Origin of the sequence: Solwaraspora sp. WMMA2056 (assembly GCF_030345095.1) — a bacterium.
GTDB lineage: Bacteria > Actinomycetota > Actinomycetes > Mycobacteriales > Micromonosporaceae > Micromonospora_E.
Genome location: NZ_CP128360.1, coordinates 3,789,815 through 3,808,138, shown reverse-complemented (window position 1 = coordinate 3,808,138; position 18,324 = coordinate 3,789,815). Strand labels below are relative to the sequence as shown.

General features: G+C 70.4%; 19 protein-coding genes and 1 pseudogene. 7 read left to right on the top strand and 13 right to left on the bottom strand.

The window, feature by feature from the left end; all coding sequences use genetic code 11:
- Positions 1 to 98 precede the first annotated feature (98 nt).
- The 4 genes from O7608_RS17370 to O7608_RS17355 form a co-directional block, all read right to left on the bottom strand.
- Positions 99 to 989, bottom strand: a complete 891-nt coding sequence (locus O7608_RS17370) for a hypothetical protein (protein ID WP_289205579.1) — start codon at positions 987 to 989, stop codon at positions 99 to 101.
- Complete coding sequence (locus O7608_RS17365; protein ID WP_289205578.1) at positions 990 to 1,313, bottom strand: PadR family transcriptional regulator; 324 nt, start codon at positions 1,311 to 1,313, stop codon at positions 990 to 992. It abuts the gene before it with no gap.
- 118 nt (positions 1,314 to 1,431) lie between these two features.
- A complete protein-coding gene (locus O7608_RS17360) occupies positions 1,432 to 1,908 on the bottom strand; it encodes a DUF6326 family protein (protein ID WP_289205577.1) in 477 nt (158 codons plus the stop codon).
- A 162-nt stretch (positions 1,909 to 2,070) separates the two neighbouring features.
- Positions 2,071 to 2,766 carry a hypothetical protein gene (locus tag O7608_RS17355; protein WP_289205576.1) on the bottom strand — a complete coding sequence of 232 codons (696 nt, stop codon included), beginning with the start codon at positions 2,764 to 2,766 and terminating at the stop codon, positions 2,071 to 2,073.
- Between the two features lie 169 nt (positions 2,767 to 2,935).
- On the opposite strand from O7608_RS17355, the gene O7608_RS17350 reads away from it, so the two are divergent.
- Positions 2,936 to 3,604 (top strand): TetR/AcrR family transcriptional regulator C-terminal domain-containing protein, encoded by a 669-nt coding sequence (locus O7608_RS17350; RefSeq protein WP_289205575.1) that lies wholly within the window; start codon positions 2,936 to 2,938, stop codon positions 3,602 to 3,604.
- A 100-nt stretch (positions 3,605 to 3,704) separates the two neighbouring features.
- Here the strand turns inward: O7608_RS17350 and O7608_RS17345 are convergent, their stop codons facing one another.
- The 3 genes from O7608_RS17345 to O7608_RS17335 form a co-directional block, all read right to left on the bottom strand.
- Positions 3,705 to 3,887: a DUF397 domain-containing protein gene (locus O7608_RS17345; RefSeq protein ID WP_289205574.1), complete on the bottom strand. Its 183-nt coding sequence runs from the start codon at positions 3,885 to 3,887 to the stop codon at positions 3,705 to 3,707.
- Positions 3,888 to 3,984: 97 nt separating this feature from the next.
- On the bottom strand, positions 3,985 to 4,170 hold the full coding sequence (locus O7608_RS17340) for a DUF397 domain-containing protein (RefSeq protein WP_289205573.1): 186 nt from the start codon (positions 4,168 to 4,170) through the stop codon (positions 3,985 to 3,987).
- Between the two features lie 29 nt (positions 4,171 to 4,199).
- A complete protein-coding gene (locus tag O7608_RS17335; RefSeq protein ID WP_502959217.1) occupies positions 4,200 to 5,063 on the bottom strand; it encodes a helix-turn-helix domain-containing protein in 864 nt (287 codons plus the stop codon).
- Positions 5,064 to 5,182: 119 nt separating this feature from the next.
- Between O7608_RS17335 and O7608_RS17330 the strand changes: the two genes are divergently transcribed.
- Positions 5,183 to 5,596: a hypothetical protein gene (locus O7608_RS17330; RefSeq protein WP_289205572.1), complete on the top strand. Its 414-nt coding sequence runs from the start codon at positions 5,183 to 5,185 to the stop codon at positions 5,594 to 5,596.
- Here O7608_RS17330 and uvrB read toward each other — a convergent pair.
- From uvrB to rpsA, 3 genes are all read right to left on the bottom strand, one after another.
- Entirely contained in the window at positions 5,589 to 7,706 is a 2,118-nt protein-coding gene (gene uvrB, locus O7608_RS17325; RefSeq protein ID WP_289205571.1) for an excinuclease ABC subunit UvrB, read from the bottom strand. The two genes, O7608_RS17330 and uvrB, sit on opposite strands and share 8 nt — an antisense overlap.
- A gap of 274 nt (positions 7,707 to 7,980) precedes the next feature.
- Positions 7,981 to 9,174 carry a dephospho-CoA kinase gene (gene coaE, locus O7608_RS17320; protein WP_289205570.1) on the bottom strand — a complete coding sequence of 398 codons (1,194 nt, stop codon included), beginning with the start codon at positions 9,172 to 9,174 and terminating at the stop codon, positions 7,981 to 7,983.
- A gap of 220 nt (positions 9,175 to 9,394) precedes the next feature.
- Complete coding sequence (gene rpsA / locus O7608_RS17315; RefSeq protein WP_289205569.1) at positions 9,395 to 10,921, bottom strand: 30S ribosomal protein S1; 1,527 nt, start codon at positions 10,919 to 10,921, stop codon at positions 9,395 to 9,397.
- Positions 10,922 to 11,377: 456 nt separating this feature from the next.
- Between rpsA and O7608_RS17310 the strand changes: the two genes are divergently transcribed.
- From O7608_RS17310 to O7608_RS17295, 4 genes and pseudogenes are all read left to right on the top strand, one after another.
- Entirely contained in the window at positions 11,378 to 12,223 is an 846-nt protein-coding gene (locus O7608_RS17310) for a class I SAM-dependent methyltransferase (protein WP_289210928.1), read from the top strand.
- A 71-nt stretch (positions 12,224 to 12,294) separates the two neighbouring features.
- Positions 12,295 to 12,918 carry a Uma2 family endonuclease gene (locus O7608_RS17305; RefSeq protein WP_289205568.1) on the top strand — a complete coding sequence of 208 codons (624 nt, stop codon included), beginning with the start codon at positions 12,295 to 12,297 and terminating at the stop codon, positions 12,916 to 12,918.
- Between the two features lie 49 nt (positions 12,919 to 12,967).
- Complete coding sequence (locus O7608_RS17300) at positions 12,968 to 13,237, top strand: hypervirulence associated TUDOR domain-containing protein (protein ID WP_282228029.1); 270 nt, start codon at positions 12,968 to 12,970, stop codon at positions 13,235 to 13,237.
- A gap of 103 nt (positions 13,238 to 13,340) precedes the next feature.
- Positions 13,341 to 13,622 (top strand): annotated as a pseudogene (locus O7608_RS17295) (DUF3140 domain-containing protein); the annotation flags it as partial.
- A 48-nt stretch (positions 13,623 to 13,670) separates the two neighbouring features.
- Here O7608_RS17295 and O7608_RS17290 read toward each other — a convergent pair.
- Genes O7608_RS17290 through O7608_RS17280 form a run of 3 tightly spaced genes read right to left on the bottom strand, consistent with a single transcriptional unit; the run spans position 13,671 to position 16,545 of the window.
- Positions 13,671 to 14,426 (bottom strand): spermidine synthase family protein, encoded by a 756-nt coding sequence (locus tag O7608_RS17290; RefSeq protein WP_289205566.1) that lies wholly within the window; start codon positions 14,424 to 14,426, stop codon positions 13,671 to 13,673.
- A 29-nt stretch (positions 14,427 to 14,455) separates the two neighbouring features.
- Positions 14,456 to 16,069: a peptide chain release factor 3 gene (locus tag O7608_RS17285; protein ID WP_289205565.1), complete on the bottom strand. Its 1,614-nt coding sequence runs from the start codon at positions 16,067 to 16,069 to the stop codon at positions 14,456 to 14,458.
- Positions 16,070 to 16,119: 50 nt separating this feature from the next.
- Entirely contained in the window at positions 16,120 to 16,545 is a 426-nt protein-coding gene (locus tag O7608_RS17280; RefSeq protein WP_289205564.1) for a MerR family transcriptional regulator, read from the bottom strand.
- A gap of 257 nt (positions 16,546 to 16,802) precedes the next feature.
- On the opposite strand from O7608_RS17280, the gene O7608_RS17275 reads away from it, so the two are divergent.
- Positions 16,803 to 18,302: a SulP family inorganic anion transporter gene (locus O7608_RS17275; protein ID WP_289205563.1), complete on the top strand. Its 1,500-nt coding sequence runs from the start codon at positions 16,803 to 16,805 to the stop codon at positions 18,300 to 18,302.
- Positions 18,303 to 18,324 lie beyond the last annotated feature (22 nt).

Here is an 18,324-nt window from a genome sequence, read left to right as displayed (position 1 = left end):
GCTCCGTGGTACGGCATGGGCTGCGGACCCGGCACGATAACAATCCGGTACGACGTCGCGCTGCCCGTCGCCGCGTCGTTGCGCCCTGGTGCACCCGCTCAGACCGCGCCCAGCGGCGGCGCCATCGGGCCGGCCGTCCGCTGCCGGAGCAGACGCCCGGCCTCGATCAGCAGGTCGACGAGGCTCACGGCGACGATGACGGCGACCCAGAACTTGGCGGTACGGTCGGCTTCCGGGCTCAGGTAGACCGGCCCGGCGAACAGCACCCAGGTCAGCACGGCGCAGATGGCCGCTCCGAGGAGCATCCCGACGGTACGGGTGACCGGACGCCACCGGCCGTGGACGGTGACCACGAGATGATGCACCAGGGTGGCAATCAGCAGGGCGAGCACGAGCGGGCCGCGGAACTGGGCGAACTCGTCGTTGAAGGTGAGTGCCTGCACGGCCTGCGGCGCGGCCCCGAGCTGATCCAGCAGCCAGGCCGCGTTGACCAGCACGACCGTACCGGCGACGTAGAAGACGAAGGCGGCGATCCGGCCGGACCGGACGACCCGGCCGGCGGCCGATCGGCGCGGACGCCAGGCGAAGCGGTCCGGCCACCGACGCCGCGCCCAGCCGGCGAGGCCGAACGCCACGACGAGGAACCCGGGCCACCAGAACGCCGGTAGCCCGTACGTCCAGTACCAGTCGACGACGTCGGTCGCGGCGGCCACGCCGAGCAGCCAGATCACCAGCACACCGGCGACACCGAGCCGGACGAATCGGCGAGTGTCGGCCGGGTCGACGGCGATCGGCGGCTGCCCGTACCGGGCGGCCACCTCGGCGGGGCGGCCGAAGGCCCGCAGCCGGGCCACCGGATCGTCGCTGTCGGCCAGTTCGTCGCGCAGCAGCGTCGTCAGTTCAAGCGCCACGTCCCTACGCTGCCGGCGGGGCAGCAACCGCGCCACGTCGGCGACGTACGCGTCGATCAGTTCCTCGGTGGTCAGCATCTACCTGTCGCCCTTCAGCATCTGGCCCATGGCCTCGTTCATCCCGTGCCACGAGTCCCGGAGCCGGACGTACAGCTCTTCCCCGGCGGGGCTGCGGCGGTAGTAGCGGCGTGGCTGCCCTTCGGTACGCCACTGGCTGACCAGGACGCCCTGGGTCTCCAGCCGCCGCAGCAGCGGGTAGAGCGTCCCCTCCTCGATCGGCAGGCCGTTGTCGGACAGCGACTGGCGCAGCTCGTAGCCGTAGCGGAACTCGCCCAGCTGTGACAGCACCGCCAGGACGACCACGCCCCGGCGCAGCTCAAGCTCCAGCCTGTCGCCGACCATGTGCCACACAGTACTGTGCAGTGCACAGTCCCGTCCAGCGCCAGGGGTGCGGTTCGACTGCCCGGTCGACACCCCAGGCCCGGGTAGCGCCGGCCCTGACCCGCGGTTCCCCGGAGACCTACTGTCGAAGGTCGGTCGTCGCGGGACCCGCTGGGACGGCGGGGATTCGAGGCCATGTCCAGGCGGAGCGCAGGATGAAGGCCAGAAGCAGCACCTCGAGTGCGATGGAGAGGCCGTAGAAGAAGGCCCAGTCCCCGGACTCCCCTGCCGCGTTGAACACCGTGAGGGGGATGTAGAGCGATGCGATGACGAGGTTCGTGGCGCGGTTCGCCCGGGCGGGCAGCGTCATGGAGAGAATCACCATCAGGGCCGGGATCGCCACGGACGTGAAGAAAATGGTCAACAACGTCGGGCTGATATCGAACTCAAAGATGACGCCACCCCGGATTTCGTCGATAGCGCCGGGCTTGTAGAGGTGGAAGTAGTCGACGTAGATGTAGAGGAACATGCAGCTGGTCCATGCGGCGGCGAGCTTGGCCTGCACCGGGATCGGCGGGTTGTCGAGCTGGTTCGGGGTTTTCGTTCGGATGGTCATCGGTTCTTCTTTCGAGAGGAGCGGTCCCTCCGCCGCAGTGGCGGCAGGTTTGGGCGTGCGTACGCACGGGTGGTCGAGTTCGAGGCGGTGGCTGCCATCCCCGGGCGGCCCTCCACGGGGTCCTCGCCCGCGTGCGTGACCTCGGCACAGCCCTCATCTCAGTCACGACCGGACGAGGCGCACGCCGGTCGCGAGCAGCCAGACGAGCCAGGCGACGAACCCTAGAAGCCCGACGAAGATCAGCGGCGAGCCGTCGGCGATCGCGAGGTTGCCCAGCCCCGCAGCGAGCAGCAGGGTCCCGCCCACCATGCCCAGCAGGCGCTGCCAAGCCGGAGTCAGCCCGCTCGCGTGCGCGGCGAGGGCCGAGCCGATGCAGGTGGTGCCGAGCATCGGCAGCGCCAGCGCGAACGCCGCCGCGTGAATCTGCCAGACGAGCCCGAACGCGGGCGTCGGCTCGGCGAGCCCGCTGGCGGAGAGCACGAGCCCGATCTGCAGGACGTTGACGAGCACGAAGATGGCCGACAGCGTCGCGCCAGCGGCCACGGCGAGGCGCGCCCAGTCGGTGCCCGCTCCGCCCCGCCGCTCCACCAGGCCGTGCAGGCCCGTCACGAACACGAGCAGCAGCGGCAGATAGACGGCTACAAGACCGGACACGATCGCGACCGCGTCACGGTTGGCCGCGTAGTAGGTCAGCACGTCCTCGATCGGAGCGCCGTAGGGCAGCGCGCCCGTTACCGCAAACAACACGTTCTCGATCACCACCAACACCGCGAACACGATCGCCGCGGCACCGACGAGCCGGCCTCGAACGAACAAACTGCGGGCTGGCGTGGTGGCGGTGTCCTTCGGGGACCTCATCTCTTACTCCTTCATCACGGTCGGATGACCGGCGGGTCGTCGAGCGCGTTCGAGGTTTCACTGGCTCGTACACCGTACGTCGTACACCGTACTAGGATTCGTACACTGTACTATCGCCGTACGCTGTACGATAGTCAAGCTGTTCAAGGAAGCGAGGAGACCCGGGTCTGTGAGGAAGCAACGCCAGGTCGCGTCAGACGCGGGGCTGAGCAAGCAGCGGGTGGTGGCCGAGGCGATCCGGATCGCCGACCGCGAGGGGGTCAACGGGCTGAGCATGCGCCGGCTGGCTAGCGCGCTCGACGCGGGCGCGATGTCGCTCTACTACTACGTGGCGAGCAAGGACGAGTTACTGGACGCCATGATCGATGTCGTGTTCGAGGAGATCGAGCTCCCGCCCGAGGGGACGGACTGGCAGTCGGCGATGCGACGGCGGTCGGCGTCCGCCCGCCAGGTTCTGGCACGCCACCCGTGGGCGATCGGCCTGATGGAGTCACGGACATCGCCGGGGCCCGCGCACCTGCGCCACCGCGAGGCGGTCACCGCCTGCCTGCGGAAAGCCGGCTTCTCGGTTCTGATGGCGACGCACGCCAACTGGTTGCTCGACGTCTACGTCTACGGGTTCGCCCTGCAGGAAGCCAGCCTGCCGTTCGACACCGCCGATGAGTTCGCGGACATGGCCGAGGACGTCTACCTGCCCCAGCTTCCTCCTGACGAGTTCCCCTATCTCAACGAGTCCGCCGCAGCGCTCCTCGCTGCCGGCTACGACCCGGCAGAGGAGTTCATCTTCGGCCTCGACCTCGTCCTGGCCGCCCTCGATCCCCTGAGAGCCTCCACGTAGCACCGCTCACAGATCGTCGCGCAGCCCTTTGCGCAGGTCCGTCGAGACATGCTGTTCCAGGCTCTGCACTGGGCGATCGCTAGGCCCCGAAGCTGTTCGGTCAGCCGCGCAGGCCGTCCACGAAGGATCGCCAGGCGGTGGCGGGGAAGGCCAGCCGTGGCCCAGTCGGGTCGGTGGAGTCGCGGACCGCAACCACCCCGCCGGCCGGGGCGACCTCGACACAGTCCCCGTTCGCGTTGCTGCGGCTGGACTTGCGCCACACCGCTCCGCTCAGGTCATACATCTGGGGTAGCTCTTCACCTGCCTGGTGAACAACGCCTCTGAAGGCATGTTGATCGAAAGCACTGTCGCTACGGTCGCACGGTGCCGCAGCCATTCGGTCAGCCGCGCAGGCCGTCCACGAAGGATCGCCAGGCGGTGGCGGGGAAGGCCAGCCGTGGCCCAGTCGGGTCGGTGGAGTCGCGGACCGCGACCAACCCGCCGGCCGGGGCGACCTCGACACAGTCCCCGTTGGCGTTACTGCGGCTGCTCTTACGCCAATGCAGCTCGACCTGAGTCCGCTCCACGGTGCGATTCCTTCCTGCAGACGGTTCGCTCAGCCCTCTGTCACCAGCTTAGCCAGCAGATCCCGGCTTTCATCGACCGGCAGCGCGGCTTGCTGCAACCAGCGGCCGATCCGGGCGTAGAGGACCACGTCTTCGTCGTCGGTGAGGTGGATGTCGCTGGTCAGCGTCTCCAGCACCACCGTGCGCGGGTCAGCCGGATCGGGGAACGAGTAGAGCGAAAAGCTGGTGTGCGGCACGAACGAGTCGTGCACGACCGCATCGAGCGGCAGCACCTGAATAGTGACGTTATCCAGCTCGCCGAGCGCGCTCAGGTGGCGCAGCTGGCCGCACCGGGCCTCAGGCGGCACGCTGGCCCGCAGCAGCGCGCTCTCGTCGATGACCGCCTCGTAGTGCGGCGGGTGCTCGCGGCGCAGCACTTCCTGCCGGGCTGCGCGGGCCAGAGTGTCGGCGCTGATGTCGAGGTCTCCGTAGACGTCGCGGCCGGAGCGCACCCGCAGCCGGGCGTACTCCGGGGTCTGCAGCAGCCCAGGCACCAAGAGTTGCTGATATTGGAAGATCGTGGCGGCGCTGGCTTCGAGCTCGGTGTAGCCGCGCTGGCGTTGACCCATCGACCCGAGCGCCTTCCACCAGCCTCGGGTGGCGGCGGCGTCGCGGGCGATGATGACCAGCTTCTCCCGTTCGGCCGGCACGACGTGGTAGACGTCGAGCAGGTCCAGGATGTCCGCCAGGTCGGGTCGGCTCTGGCCGAGCTCCAGCCGGGACAGCTTCGACGTTGACGCCCAGCCGAGCTGGTCGCAGACCTGCTCCAGCGTCATTCCGGCCGCGCGGCGAAGCCGCCGCAGCTCGCCGCCGAGCCGTTGGCGTCTGATCGTGGGACTTGCAGGCAACGCCACTTCCGTCCACCCCCATCCGCGACAGAGGGTAAGCGAGACATCGCCAAACTTCAAGGGCTTGAACATCTGGCTCACCGACATCAATATGGGAATCCCATGAGATACAACTTGGAGGAACAGTGAGCGATACTTCAGTTCCTGTACAGTTCCTACTGATCGAGCCGGTCGACCCGGCGGACGGAGCGCCGGAGTTTCCGGCCATCGGCTGGGGTCTGGAGTACGCCGACGAGGCGCTGGTCTACTTCCGGCATCCGCAACGGGAGATCCGTGAGGTCGGCGTCTTCCGTACCGTCGAGGACGCCTGGGACTTCTACCTGCAATGGGGCGAGCTGGAGCTGATCCGCCCCGGTGAGCCGGGCTGGCCTGCGCAGCCGTCAACACCGCTCGGGCAGGCAGCTCCCAACGACGATCCCGCCGAGGAGCAGCGCCACGACGGGACAGGACTCGACGACACGTGGGGGCTGCTGTGGCGGGCCAGTCAGCGCCCCGGCGCCGAGCTGGCCCAGCTCTACCCCGGCGACCGGCTCAGCTGACGCCGGCGACGTCCATCGCCCGTAGCTCCTTCTTCAGCTCGGAGATCTCGTCGCGGATCCGGGCGGCCAGCTCGAACTGCAGCTCGCGGGCGGCGCCCAGCATCTGGTCGTTGAGCTCCTGAATCAGTTGGGCCAGGTCGGCGCGGGCCATCCCGGCGCTGGACGGGGTGGTGGCGCCTCGGCCCCTGCTGCGGGTCTCCGGCACCGGGCCCTTGCCGCGCGACATCTGCCGGCCGGAGCCGCCGACCGACCGGCCGGCGAGGGTGCCGTCGGTGTCGTCGGCCTCCCGGTAGATGTCGTCGAGGATGTCGTGGATCTTCTTGCGCAGCGGCTCCGGCGAGATGCCGTTGGCCTCGTTGTACGCCACCTGCTTGGCCCGCCGCCGGTTGGTCTCGTCGATCGCGTCCGCCATCGACGGGGTCATCTTGTCGGCGTACATGTGGACCTCGCCGGAGACGTTTCGGGCGGCCCGGCCGATGGTCTGGATCAGCGACCGGCCGCTACGCAGGAAGCCCTCCTTGTCGGCGTCGAGGATCGCCACCAGGGACACCTCGGGCAGGTCCAGGCCCTCGCGGAGCAGGTTGATGCCGACCAGTACGTCGTAGTCGCCCTTGCGCAGCTCGCGCAGCAGCTCGACCCGGCGCAGCGTGTCGACCTCGGAGTGCAGATAGCGCACCCGGATGCCGTGCTCCAGCAGGTAATCGGTGAGGTCCTCGGCCATCTTCTTGGTCAACGTGGTGACCAGCACCCGCTCGTCGCGGTCGGTACGCAGCCGGATCTCGTGCATCAGGTCGTCGATCTGGCCCTTGGTCGGCTTGACCTTGACCTGCGGGTCGACCAGGCCGGTGGGGCGGATCACCTGCTCGACGAACTCGCCGGCCGACTGCTCCATCTCCCAGGTGCCGGGGGTGGCCGACAGGAACACCATCTGGCCGACCCGTTCGAGGAACTCGTCGAAGCGCAGCGGCCGGTTGTCGGCGGCGCTGGGCAGTCGGAACCCGTGGTCGATCAGCATCCGCTTGCGGGAGGCGTCGCCCTCGAACATGCCGCCGATCTGCGGGATCGTCACGTGCGACTCGTCGATGACGGTGACGAAGTCGTCCGGGAAGTAGTCGAGCAGGGTGTGCGGCGGGCTGCCGTAGTCGCGCCCGTCGATGTGCATCGAGTAGTTCTCGATGCCGGAGCAGAAGCCGACCTGGCGCATCATCTCGATGTCGTAGGTGGTGCGCATCCGCAGCCGCTGCGCTTCGAGGAGCTTGCCCTGGCGATCCAGCTCGGCGAGCCGGTCGGTCAGCTCGGCCTCGATGTCGCGGATCGCCCGCTCCATCCTGGCCGGCCCGGCGGCGTAGTGCGTCGCCGGGAAGATCAGCAGCTGGTCGACCTCGCGGACCACGTCACCGGTCAACGGGTGCAGGTAGTAGAGGCGCTCGATCTCGTCACCGAAGAACTCGATCCGGACCGCCAGCTCCTCGTACGCCGGAATGATCTCCAGCGTGTCGCCGCGGACCCGGAAGGTGCCCCGGTTGAAGGCCAGGTCGTTGCGGGCGTACTGGATCTCGACGAGTTGGCGCAGCAGCGAGTCGCGGTCCTGCTCGGCGCCGGTGGCGACCTTGACCGCGCGTTCCAGGTACTCCTGCGGGGTGCCCAGGCCGTAGATCGCCGACACGGTCGCCACCACGATCACGTCGCGGCGGGTCAGCAGCGACATGGTCGCCGAGTGCCGCAGCCGCTCCACCTCCTCGTTGATCGAGGAGTCCTTCTCGATGTAGGTGTCGGTCTGCGGGATGTACGCCTCTGGCTGGTAGTAGTCGTAGTAGGAGACGAAGTACTCCACCGCGTTGTGCGGCATCAGCTCACGGAACTCCTTGGCCAACTGGGCGCAGAGCGTCTTGTTGGGGGCCATCACCAGGGTGGGCCGCTGCAGCCGCTCGACCAGCCAGGCGGTGGTGGCGCTCTTGCCGGTGCCGGTCGCCCCGAGCAGCACGGTGTGGCGGTCGCCGCGACGCACCCGACGCTCAAGCTCGTCGATGGCTGCCGGCTGGTCGCCGGCCGGGGAGTAGTCGCTGACGACCTGGAAACGGCCGTCGAGTCGCGGGATGTCGAGCGCCATGCCCACCAACGTACGCCGTGGGTCCGACATCTCGCGGTCGGTCGCCGACCGGCTTCGATATTGTCATTGTGTGGGTCGCCTCACCCGCGATACCGTGACGGGGTAGGCCGCTCGCGGCGGCCGCGCGGACCATCGGCAGCGCCCACACCGGCGCGCCGGAAGTCCGGACGTTCGGATAGCTGCCCCGGCGCGCGTCGGCGAGCGCATCCGTAGTCGTCACGCCACGCGTGACCCGGCCGCCGCGAGCGCCCCACGTCCCAGCAGTTGCTTCCGGTCACGGCTGCCAGCCGGTCTCCTCGATCCACCGGCGCAGACGTGGCCAGGCCGCCTCGAACCAGGGCTCCTTGGCTGCGGCGTACTCCCGGGTCGTCGGCGCGGTCGCGGCGATCCGCTGCTTGACGGCGAGGTAGTCGGCGCGCTCCCGCTCGTCGGCCCGCAGGTGGTCACGGAACGCGAGGGCGTACCGCCAGCCGGGTGAGCCGGCGACCCGTACGTGCAGGTTGACCGCCCGGCCCGGGTCGGCGTTGGCGTGCAGCCGCTTGGGCCAACGCCGCGCGGACACCACCCCGCCCGGGTCCGGCTTCGGGCTGTCCGACCAGTCACCGGGCCGCCGGGGGAACCCGGCGGCGGCCAGCGCCGGGGCGTAGCCGTCGGCGTCGTCGAGGGAGTCGACGGTGAGCTGGACGTCGATGATGTCCTTGGCCGGCAGGCCGGGGACCGAGGTGGAGCCGACGTGGTCGATCCGCCGGTCGGCACCGAGCGCGTGCCGCAGCCGGGCGGCGATCCGCTCGTACTGGGCCGGCCAGGTCGGATCCGGTGACGCGAGGACCGCCACCGGGTCGCGGTCGGCCGGTCGGCCGGCGTGCAGGTTCGCCGCGTACGGCACCAGGCGGTCGTGCCAGAGCCGGTCGACGGCGGCGGCGAGGTCGTCGCGGCTGCCGTCGTTGGAGAGCAGGACGTCGGCGGCGGCGGCCCGGCGCGCGTCGTCGGCCTGGGCCCGGATCCGCGACAGCGCGGCGTCGCGGGACATGCCCCGGTCGCGGGTCAGCCGCTCGACGCGGACCTGTTCGGCCGCGGACACCACGACCACCAGGTGGTACGTGGCCGCCAGCCCGGTCTCCACCAGCAGCGGTACGTCGTTGACCACGATCGCGTCGGCCGGCGCGGCGGCGGTCGCCTCGGCGGTACGCCGGCGGACCCTGGGGTGCACGATGCCTTCGAGCCGGGACCGGGCGGCCGGGTCGGCGAAGACCAGGGCGCCGAGCGCCGGCCGGTCCAGGGATCCGTCTGCGGCGAGTACGTCGTGGCCGAAGGCGGCGACCACCTCGGCCAGCCCGTCGGTGCCGACGGCGACGACGTCGCGGGCCAGCTGGTCGGCGTCGATGACGACCGCACCGTGGTCGGTCAGCCGGCTGGCGACCGCGCTCTTGCCGGCACCGATCCCGCCGGTCAGGCCCACTGTCAGCATGGGAGTCAGTGAACCGGATCCGGTGCGACGTCTCCGCACCGGGCCGCGCACCTGCCGGTCGGGTGCGACTTCACCGGGGCGCGACGACCGGGGCGCGACGACGCCGAAAACGCGGATGGTCCCGGTGGGAACTCCCACCGGGACCATCCGGGTGTCGCGCTGGAGCCGATCAGGCCGACGGGTGCCAGCCCGGTCAGCTCAGCACCTGCTGGCGGTCAGCTCAGCTCTTGCCGCCGGCCAGCTTCTCGCGCAGGGCGGCGAGCGCCTCGTCGGTGGCGAGGGTGCCCGAGGGCTCCTCGCTGGACCGCGACGGGGTGGAGCTGGACGACGAGGAGGACGACGAGGTGGCACCACCACCGCTGCCGCCGGCCGAGGCCACCGGGGCCGGGGTCGGGTTGGCGGCGGCGTCCGCGTCGGCCGCACGGGCCGTCTGGACCTGCTTGGTGTGCGCCTCCCAGCGGGTACGGGCCTCGGCGTACTGGGTCTCCCAGGTCTCCCGCTGCTTGTCGTAGCCCTCGAGCCACTCCCCGGTCTCCGGGTCGAAGCCCTCCGGGTAGATGTAGTTGCCCTCGTTGTCGTACGTGGCGGCCATGCCGTAGAGGGTCGGGTCGAAGTGCTCCTCGCCCTCGACGAAGCCCTCGTTGGCCTGCTTGAGCGACAGCGAGATCCGACGACGCTCCAGGTCGATGTCGATGACCTTGACCATGACGTCGGAGCCGACCTGCACGACCTGCTCGGGGATCTCCACGTGCCGCTCGGCCAGCTCGGAGATGTGCACCAGGCCCTCGATGCCGTCGTCAACGCGGACGAACGCACCGAACGGCACCAGCTTGGTCACCTTGCCGGGCACGATCTGCTGGATCGCGTGGGTCCGGGCGAACTGGCGCCACGGGTCTTCCTGGGTCGCCTTGAGCGACAGCGAGACCCGCTCGCGGTCCAGGTCGACGTCGAGCACCTCGACCTCGACCTCCTGGCCGACCTCGACGACCTCGGACGGGTGGTCGATGTGCTTCCAGGACAGCTCGGAGACGTGCACCAGGCCGTCCACCCCGCCAAGGTCGACGAATGCGCCGAAGTTGACGATCGAGGAGACGACGCCCTTGCGGACCTGGCCCTTCTGCAGCTTGTTGAGGAACTCGGTGCGCACCTCGGACTGCGTCTGCTCCAGCCACGCCCGGCGGGACAGGACCACGTTGTTGCGGTTCTTGTCCAGCTCGATGATCTTGGCTTCGAGTTCGCGGCCGACGTACGGCTGCAGGTCCCGGACCCGGCGCATCTCGACCAGGGAGGCCGGCAGGAAGCCACGCAGCCCGATGTCGAGGATGAGACCACCCTTGACGACCTCGATGACCGAGCCGCGGACGACCCCGTCCTCGTCCTTGATCTTCTCGATCGTGCCCCACGCGCGCTCGTACTGCGCACGCTTCTTCGACAGGATCAGCCGGCCTTCCTTGTCCTCCTTCTGCAGGACAAGGGCTTCGATGTGATCGCCCACCGAGACAACGTCGGCAGGGTCCACGTCGTGCTTGATCGACAACTCGCGCGAGGGGATGACACCCTCGGTCTTGTAGCCGATGTCGAGCAGGACCTCGTCCCGGTCGACCTTGACGACGGTACCTTCCACGATGTCGCCGTCGTTGAAGTACTTGATGGTCTCGTCGATGGCGGCGAGGAAGGCTTCCTCGCTGCCGAGGTCGTCGACAGTGACCTTGGGGGCGCTCGAGGTGGCCTCGATGCTGCTCGTCATGTGGGCGGTTGCTCCGGATCGGATGGGTGTCACAGCTGGCGTGTCGTCGCAGTGACCTGGCGTGGCTCACGGATCCGCCGGCGGGCACACCGCGACGATGACATCTTCGTCACCGACCGTGACCGAGGGGATCATCGACCGCCGCTGCCATCATCGGATGTAACCGCCGACCGCGGACCTGCTCCCTGCCGAGGCACACGATCCGCGAGCGCATCGTCTAGCCTACCGGTTCCATTACCACAGCGTGCAAGCCCTCCCGGGAGCTATCCGATCGCCGCATTCGGGGCTTGGGAAAAATCGGACCCACAGGCGGAGATTCGCGCCACTTCCGACTCCCGCTGTGATCGAGATCACAGACCACGGGAGGGCCGTCAAGATTAGCACGCCGGCCCGGTACCGCTCCCAACTGCGGCGGGCCGTACCGTCTGCGGGGTGAACGCCGCAGCCCCGACGGACCTGCCCGGGACCGACCCCGACCACTCTGACACCGCCCCGGACGAACCCAGAGTGACCAGACGGCCGGTCACCGACGCACAGGCCCGCCAGGCCAACCGCCGCTGGTGGGACGCCGACGCCGACGCCTACCAGGCCGAGCACGGCGAGTTCCTCGGCGACGCCGACCTGCGCTGGTGCCCGGAAGGGCTGCGGGAGGCCGAGGCCGGGCTGCTCGGCGCCGTCGCCGGGCGGCGGGTGCTCGAACTGGGCTGCGGCGCCGCCGGCGGCAGCCGCTGGCTCGCCGGCCAGGGGGCGCACGCCGTCGGGCTCGACCTGTCGGCCGGCATGCTGCGCCAGGCCGTCGCCGCCGCCGACCGGACCGGTGTCGCCGTGCCGCTGGTCCAGGCCGACGCGCTGACCCTGCCCTTCGTCGACGCCGCCTTCGACACCGTCTGGACCGCGTTCGGCGCGGTGCCGTTCGTCGCCGACTCGGCCGCCGTGATGCGCGAGGTGCACCGGGTGCTGCGCCCCGGCGGGCGCTGGGTCTTCGCCGTCACCCACCCGATGCGCTGGATCTTCCTCGACGACCCGGGCGAGCGCGGCCTGGTCGCGGTGCACTCCTACTTCGACCGACGGCCGTACGTGGAGACCGACGACGACGGCACCCCCAGCTACGTCGAGCAGCACCGTACGGTCGGCGACCGGGTCCGCGAACTCGTCGCCGCCGGCTTCGCCCTGCGCGACATCGTCGAACCACCCTGGCCGGACGGGCACGAGCAGATCTGGGGGCAGTGGAGTCCGCTGCGCGGGCGGCTCTTCCCGGGCACCGCGATCTTCGTCGCGGACAAACCCGCCACCGCCGGCTGAGCCAGCGACCGCCGGCTGGGCCACCGCGCCGGCGGCCCTCGCCACCACCGCCACGGCGGTACGCTGACCGGGTGAGCGCCGAGCCGATCCATCCTGCCGCAGCGTCCGGCGGGGCGTGGACCGCACCGTGGCAGCCGGACCCGGTCCGGCAGCAGCTGGCTGACTACAGCATCGAAGACGTCCTCGCCCTACCCGCCGACGCCCCCCGCGTCGAACTCCTCGACGGAGTCCTCACCGTGGTTCCCTCCCCCACTCTCGGTCACCAGAGCATCACGAGCCTTCTGTGGTTGTGGCTGCGCCGGCACGCGCCGGACGGCTACCGGGCCACCCAGGCGGTCGGGGTCGCGGTCGGGCCACGCAACACCTACGAACCCGACGTGCTGCTGCACCGGGCCGAGGGCAGCCGCGACCGGCACTACCTGACCCCCGACGAGGTGCTGCTGGTCGTCGAGGTCGTCTCCCCCGCGACCCGTCGCCGGGACCGGTTCGACAAACCCGCCGGCTACGCCGCCGTCGGCATCGGCCACTACTGGCGGGTCGAGCAGGACCCGGTGCGGATCTACGCCTACCGGCTCGGCGACCGGCCCGGTGCCAGCGGCGAGCGGGAGTACGCCCTCGTCGCCGAGGCCGACGACCTGCTCGAACTCGACGCCCCGTTCCCGGTGAAGCTGCCGATCGCCGAGATCACCCCGTAGACCCGGTTCGGGACGGATTGCCCGCCCGGTCGGTGGGTACCCGGCCGCCATGGCGAGGAACAAACGCCCCCGCGAGGGCGACCGTCCCGAGCAGCGGCCCGGCCGCCCGGTCGAGCACCCCCGGCCCGGTGACCGGGTCAACTGGCGCAGCCACGGGGTGACCGTGCCGGGCACCGTCGAGGAGGAGATCACCTCCCGTCGGGAGGCCGCCGGCCGTACGGTGGTCGCCGACCCGGAGCACCCGCAGTACCGGGTCCGCAGCGACAAGTCCGGCCGCGACGCGGTGCACAAGCCCGAGGCGTTGCGCCGTGCCGAGTGACCGCACCCGTACCGCCGGACCCGGTACCGCCGGACCCCGGCCGGCCCGCCCAGGTTCGGCTGACGGCGCGGCGGCGTACCGGGCGTTCGTCGAGGCGGTCAACATGAGCCCCGGCGAGCTGGAGCGGTGGCTGCGTACCCCGGAGTCGAAGGACGCCGGTCAGCATTCGGCCGCCGGTGGCGAGTCGGTCGGGCATGCCTCCGGCCGCCGGATCGTCGACCTGCTGCGGTCCAAACGTGAGGCGCTGTCCGACGACGACTACGCGCACATGCGCAAGGTCGTCGGGTACGTGCACCGCCACCTGGCCCAACGCCCCACCGGTGACGTGACCGACACCCGCTGGCGGTACTCGCTGATGAACTGGGGCCACGACCCGCTCAAGGGGTGACCGCAGGCCGCGACCGGGACCCGATCGGGCAGCGTCGGCCCCCGGTCAGGCGCGGGTCGCCAGGTAGACGGTGTTGGCCGAGGTGCCGCCCTGTAGCGGGTTGGCGAACGTGACCACCTCGGCGCGGGCGGTGGCGTACACCTCGGCGAGCCGGGCGGTGAACGCGTCGTCCGGTGGATCGTTGGACCACAACGCGAAGACCCCGCCCGGGTGCAGGTGGTCGGCCAGCCGACGCAGCCCGTCCGGCTGGTAGAAGTCCGCGTGGCCGGGGTGCAGCAGGTGCGTCGGCGAATGGTCGATGTCGACGACGACCGCGTGCCAGCGTCGCCCCGGCGCGTCCGGGTCGAACCCGGTCGACCCGCCAGCCAGGGCGAAGAAGTCGCCGTGGTGCAGCTGGCAGCGGGGGTCGGCGGCGAGCCGCAGACCGTGCGGCACCAGACCACGCCGGTGCCAGTCGATGACCGCGTCCAACGCGTCGACCACGACCAGTGACCGCACCGTCGGATCCTCGAGTACGGTGACCGCGGTGTAGCCCAGACCGAGCCCGCCGACGACGACGTCGAGTCCGGTGCCACTGTCGGCACCGCCGTCAGGGCCGCCGTGGGTGCCGCTGCCCGCCGCGTCGAGCGCGAGCCGGGCCAGTTCCACTTCGGCGACGGTGAACAGGCTCGACATCAGAAACTCGTCGCCGAGCTTCACCTCGTACACGTCCTGGTCGACGGTCGGATCCCGGCGGCGCCGCAGGCTGATCTCCCCCATCGGGGTCTCGCGCCAGTCCAGTTCCGCGAAACGTGCCGGCATCCGCGCCTCCCGGTCGGTGTGGGCAGGGGTCACTGGGCGTCGGCAAGCAGCGGTTCGAGCACCAGCTCCGGGTCGCGGTTGCGGACGGTGGACAGTCGCCACTTGTCGGGGAAGAGGGCGAGCAGTTCGCCGTCGCGGACCCGGGTCATCACCTCGACGCCGGGCGCGGCGTTGAGTGCGGCCGCGCTGGCCGCGTCGGTGCGCCGGGCCAGGGTGTACGGCAGGTGGTCGATCGCGGTCGGTACCCCGAACTCGGCGGCCAGCCGATGGGTGGCAACCTCGAACTGCATCGGCCCGACCGCCGCGAGCACCGGGGTCTGCTCGCCCCGGCGGTCCGAGCGCAGCACCTGGACCACGCCCTCGCCGTCGAGCTGTTCGATACCCCGGCGGAACCGTTTGAACTTCGACGAGTCGGTGGCCCGGATCGCCACGAAGTGTTCCGGGGCGAACGACGGCAACGGCGGGAACGTCACCGCCGGGCCGGCGTACAGGCTGTCGCCGATGCCGAGCGCGGTGGCGTTGACCAGGCCGACCACATCACCGGGGAAGGCCTCGTCGATGGTGTCCCGGTCGCGGCCGAAGACCTGCTGGGCGTACTTGGTGGCAAACGGTCGGCCGGTGCCGGCGTGGGTGACCACCATGCCGCGTTCGAACCGACCGGAGCAGACCCGGACGAACGCGACCTGGTCGCGGTGCGCCGGGTTCATGTTGGCCTGGGTCTTGAACACGAATCCGGAGAACGGTGCGTCCAGCGCGCGGTGGCTGCCGCCGGTGTCCGGCCGGGCCGCCGGGGCCGGGGCGTTGTCCACCAGTACGTCGAGCAGCTGGCGCACCCCGGCGTTGGTGACCGCCGCGCCGAACAGCACCGGGGTGGTGGTCGCGGCGACGAACGCGGCCTGGTCGTGGTCGGCGCCGGTGGCGGCGAGCAGGTCCAGTTCCTCGATCGCCCGGGTCCAGTCGGCGCCGTAGCGGCGGGCGGCCTCGTCGGCGGGCAACTGCTCCTCCATCACGGCGGTCGCCCCGCCCGGGGTCCGGGTGAATGCGACCATGTCGCCGGTACGCCGGTCGGCGACCCCGTGGAACTGCCCGGCGACGCCGACCGGCCAGGTCAGCGGGGTGCAGCGCAGGCCGATCCGCTGTTCGATCTCGTCGAGCAGTTCGAGGGGCTCCAGACCTGGGCGGTCCCACTTGTTGATGAAGGTGATCACCGGCACCCGGCGGTGCCGGCACACCTCGAACAGCTTCAACGTCTGCGGTTCCAGGCCCTTGGCGGCGTCGAGCAGCATCACCGCGCAGTCGACCGCCGTCAGCACCCGGTAGGTGTCCTCGGAGAAGTCGGCGTGCCCGGGGGTGTCGAGCAGGTTGACCACCACGTCGCGGTAGGTGAACTGCAGCGCCGCCGAGGTGATCGAGATCCCGCGCTGCTGCTCCAGGGCCATCCAGTCGGACACCACGCCGCGCCGGTCGCCCTTACCGTGCACCGCGCCGGCCGAGGTGATCGCCCGGGCGTGCAGGGCGAGAGCCTCGGTGATAGTCGACTTGCCGGCGTCCGGATGGGAGATCACCGCGAAGGTACGCCGCCGGGCCGCCTGCGCGGTGACGTCGCTGGCGGTGCCGGTGCTCGTCGTCGGGGCCGCAGACACCTGGGAACCCTAGCGCAGCGCCGCACGACGCCGGATGAGCGACCCTTCGGTCAGCGGCGCAGCGGGGCGGGCCGGTCGAGTGCGGCCAGGTGTGCGGTCAGTTCGGTGGCGAACTCCCGGGCGGTACGCAACTGGCTCTCCAACGTCGCGGCCCGGGCCTGCACCCCGTCGTGGAAGTCCCGCAGCGCACCGATCAGCCGCTGCCGCTGCTCGGGATCCAGGCCGGGCTCGTCGGCGGCCAGCCGGTCGAGTACGTCGAGCAGGTCCCTGGTCTGTTCCAGGCTGAACTCCAGTGGCTTCATCCGCTTCACCACCAGCAGCCGGGCCACGTCCGCCTCGGTGTACAGCCGGAAGCCGCCCTGGCTGCGGGCGGACGGCACGACGATGCCGACTTCCTCGTAGTAGCGGATGGTCCGCAGGCTGAGGCCGGTGCGCTCGGCCACCTCGCCGATCTGCATGAGTCCGCTCGGGGGCATGTCGCGTTCCCGCCTCCCCGGTCGTCGCCGACCTGCCTCCGACAGCACCGCGCCCGGAGTCGCCGCCCGTCCCATCGCCGCGAACCGGCGCTGATCAGCTCAGGATATCCCAGAACGTGCCCGTGATGATCATCACCAGGTGGCGCACTCGACTCTAACGAGACAGTAGAGTTCGGGCGTCGCCGGGCCAGTCTGCCCGGTCCCCACCGGCACCATTCTCACGCGCCTCCGCCCGCGTCTGATCCGAAAAAGGCTGCATGTCCGCTTCTGCGCCCGCCGCTGTCCGATCCCGGTTCACCCGCCCGTCGTGGATCTCACCGAAGGTCCTGCGGACCGAGGTCCTCGCCGGCCTGGTCGTCGCCCTCGCGCTGATCCCGGAGGCGATCTCCTTCTCGATCATCGCCGGGGTCGACCCCCGGGTCGGACTGTTCGCCTCGTTCACCATGGCGGTCACCATCGCCATCTGCGGTGGCCGGCCGGCGATGATCTCCGCCGCGACCGGCGCGATCGCGCTCGTCGTCGCCCCCCTCGCACGCGACCACGGCCTCGGCTACCTGCTGGCGGCGGTGATCCTCGGCGGGGTCCTGCAGGTGCTGCTCGCCGTGCTCGGCGTCGCCCGGCTGATGCGGTTCATCCCCCGCAGCGTCATGGTCGGCTTCGTCAACGCCCTCGCGATCCTGATCTTCGCTGCCCAGGTGCCCTACCTGATCGGGGTGCCGTGGCTGGTCTACCCGATGGTCGCCGTCGCACTGGCGATCATGGTCGGCCTGCCCCGGCTGACGAAGGCGGTGCCGGCGCCGCTGGTCGCGATCGTCGTGCTGACCGTGGTCACCGTCGCCGCCGGGTTCGCCGTACCGACCGTCGGCGATCAGGGCGCGCTGCCCGACAGCCTGCCGTTCCTCGCCCTTCCCGAGATCCCGTACACCTGGGCCACCCTGCAGTTGATCGCCCCGTACGCTCTGGGGATCGCCCTGGTCGGGCTGATGGAGTCGTTGATGACCGCCAAGCTGGTCGACGACATCACCGACACCCGGTCGAACAAGACCCGCGAGTCGTGGGGTCAGGGTGTGGCGAACATCGTCACCGGCTTCTTCGGTGGCATGGGCGGCTGCGCGATGATCGGCCAGACCATGATCAACGTCAAGGTCTCCGGTGCCCGGACCCGGCTGTCGACCTTCCTGTCCGGGGTGTTCCTGCTGATCCTGGTCGTCTCCCTCGGCGACGTCGTCGCCCGGATCCCGATGGCCGCTCTCGTCGCCGTCATGATCGTGGTGGCCGTCTCCACCTTCGACTGGCACAGCGTCGCTCCGGCGACGGTCAGGCGGATGCCGTGGGGCGAACTGATCGTGATGACCACGACCGTCGCGGCCGTGCTCGTCACCCACAACCTCGCCATCGGCGTCATCATCGGCGTCCTCACCGCGATGGTGATCTTCGCCCGTCGGGTTGCCCACCTGGTCGAGGTCACCAGCGTGCTCGACCCCGACGGCAGCACCCGGATCTACTCGGTGCACGGCGAGCTCTTCTTCGCCTCCAGCAACGACCTCGTGCACCAGTTCGACTACACCGGCGACCCCGACCGGGTGATCATCGACATGGCCCACGCCCACGTCTGGGACGCCTCGTCGGTCGCCGCCCTCGACGCCATCACCACCAAATACGCCAGCCGCGGCAAGACCGTCGAGATCATCGAACTCAACCAGCCCAGCGCCCGCATCCACGACACCCTCGCCGGGCGCCTCAAGGTCGGCCACTGACCGGATCACCCGGCTGACCCGG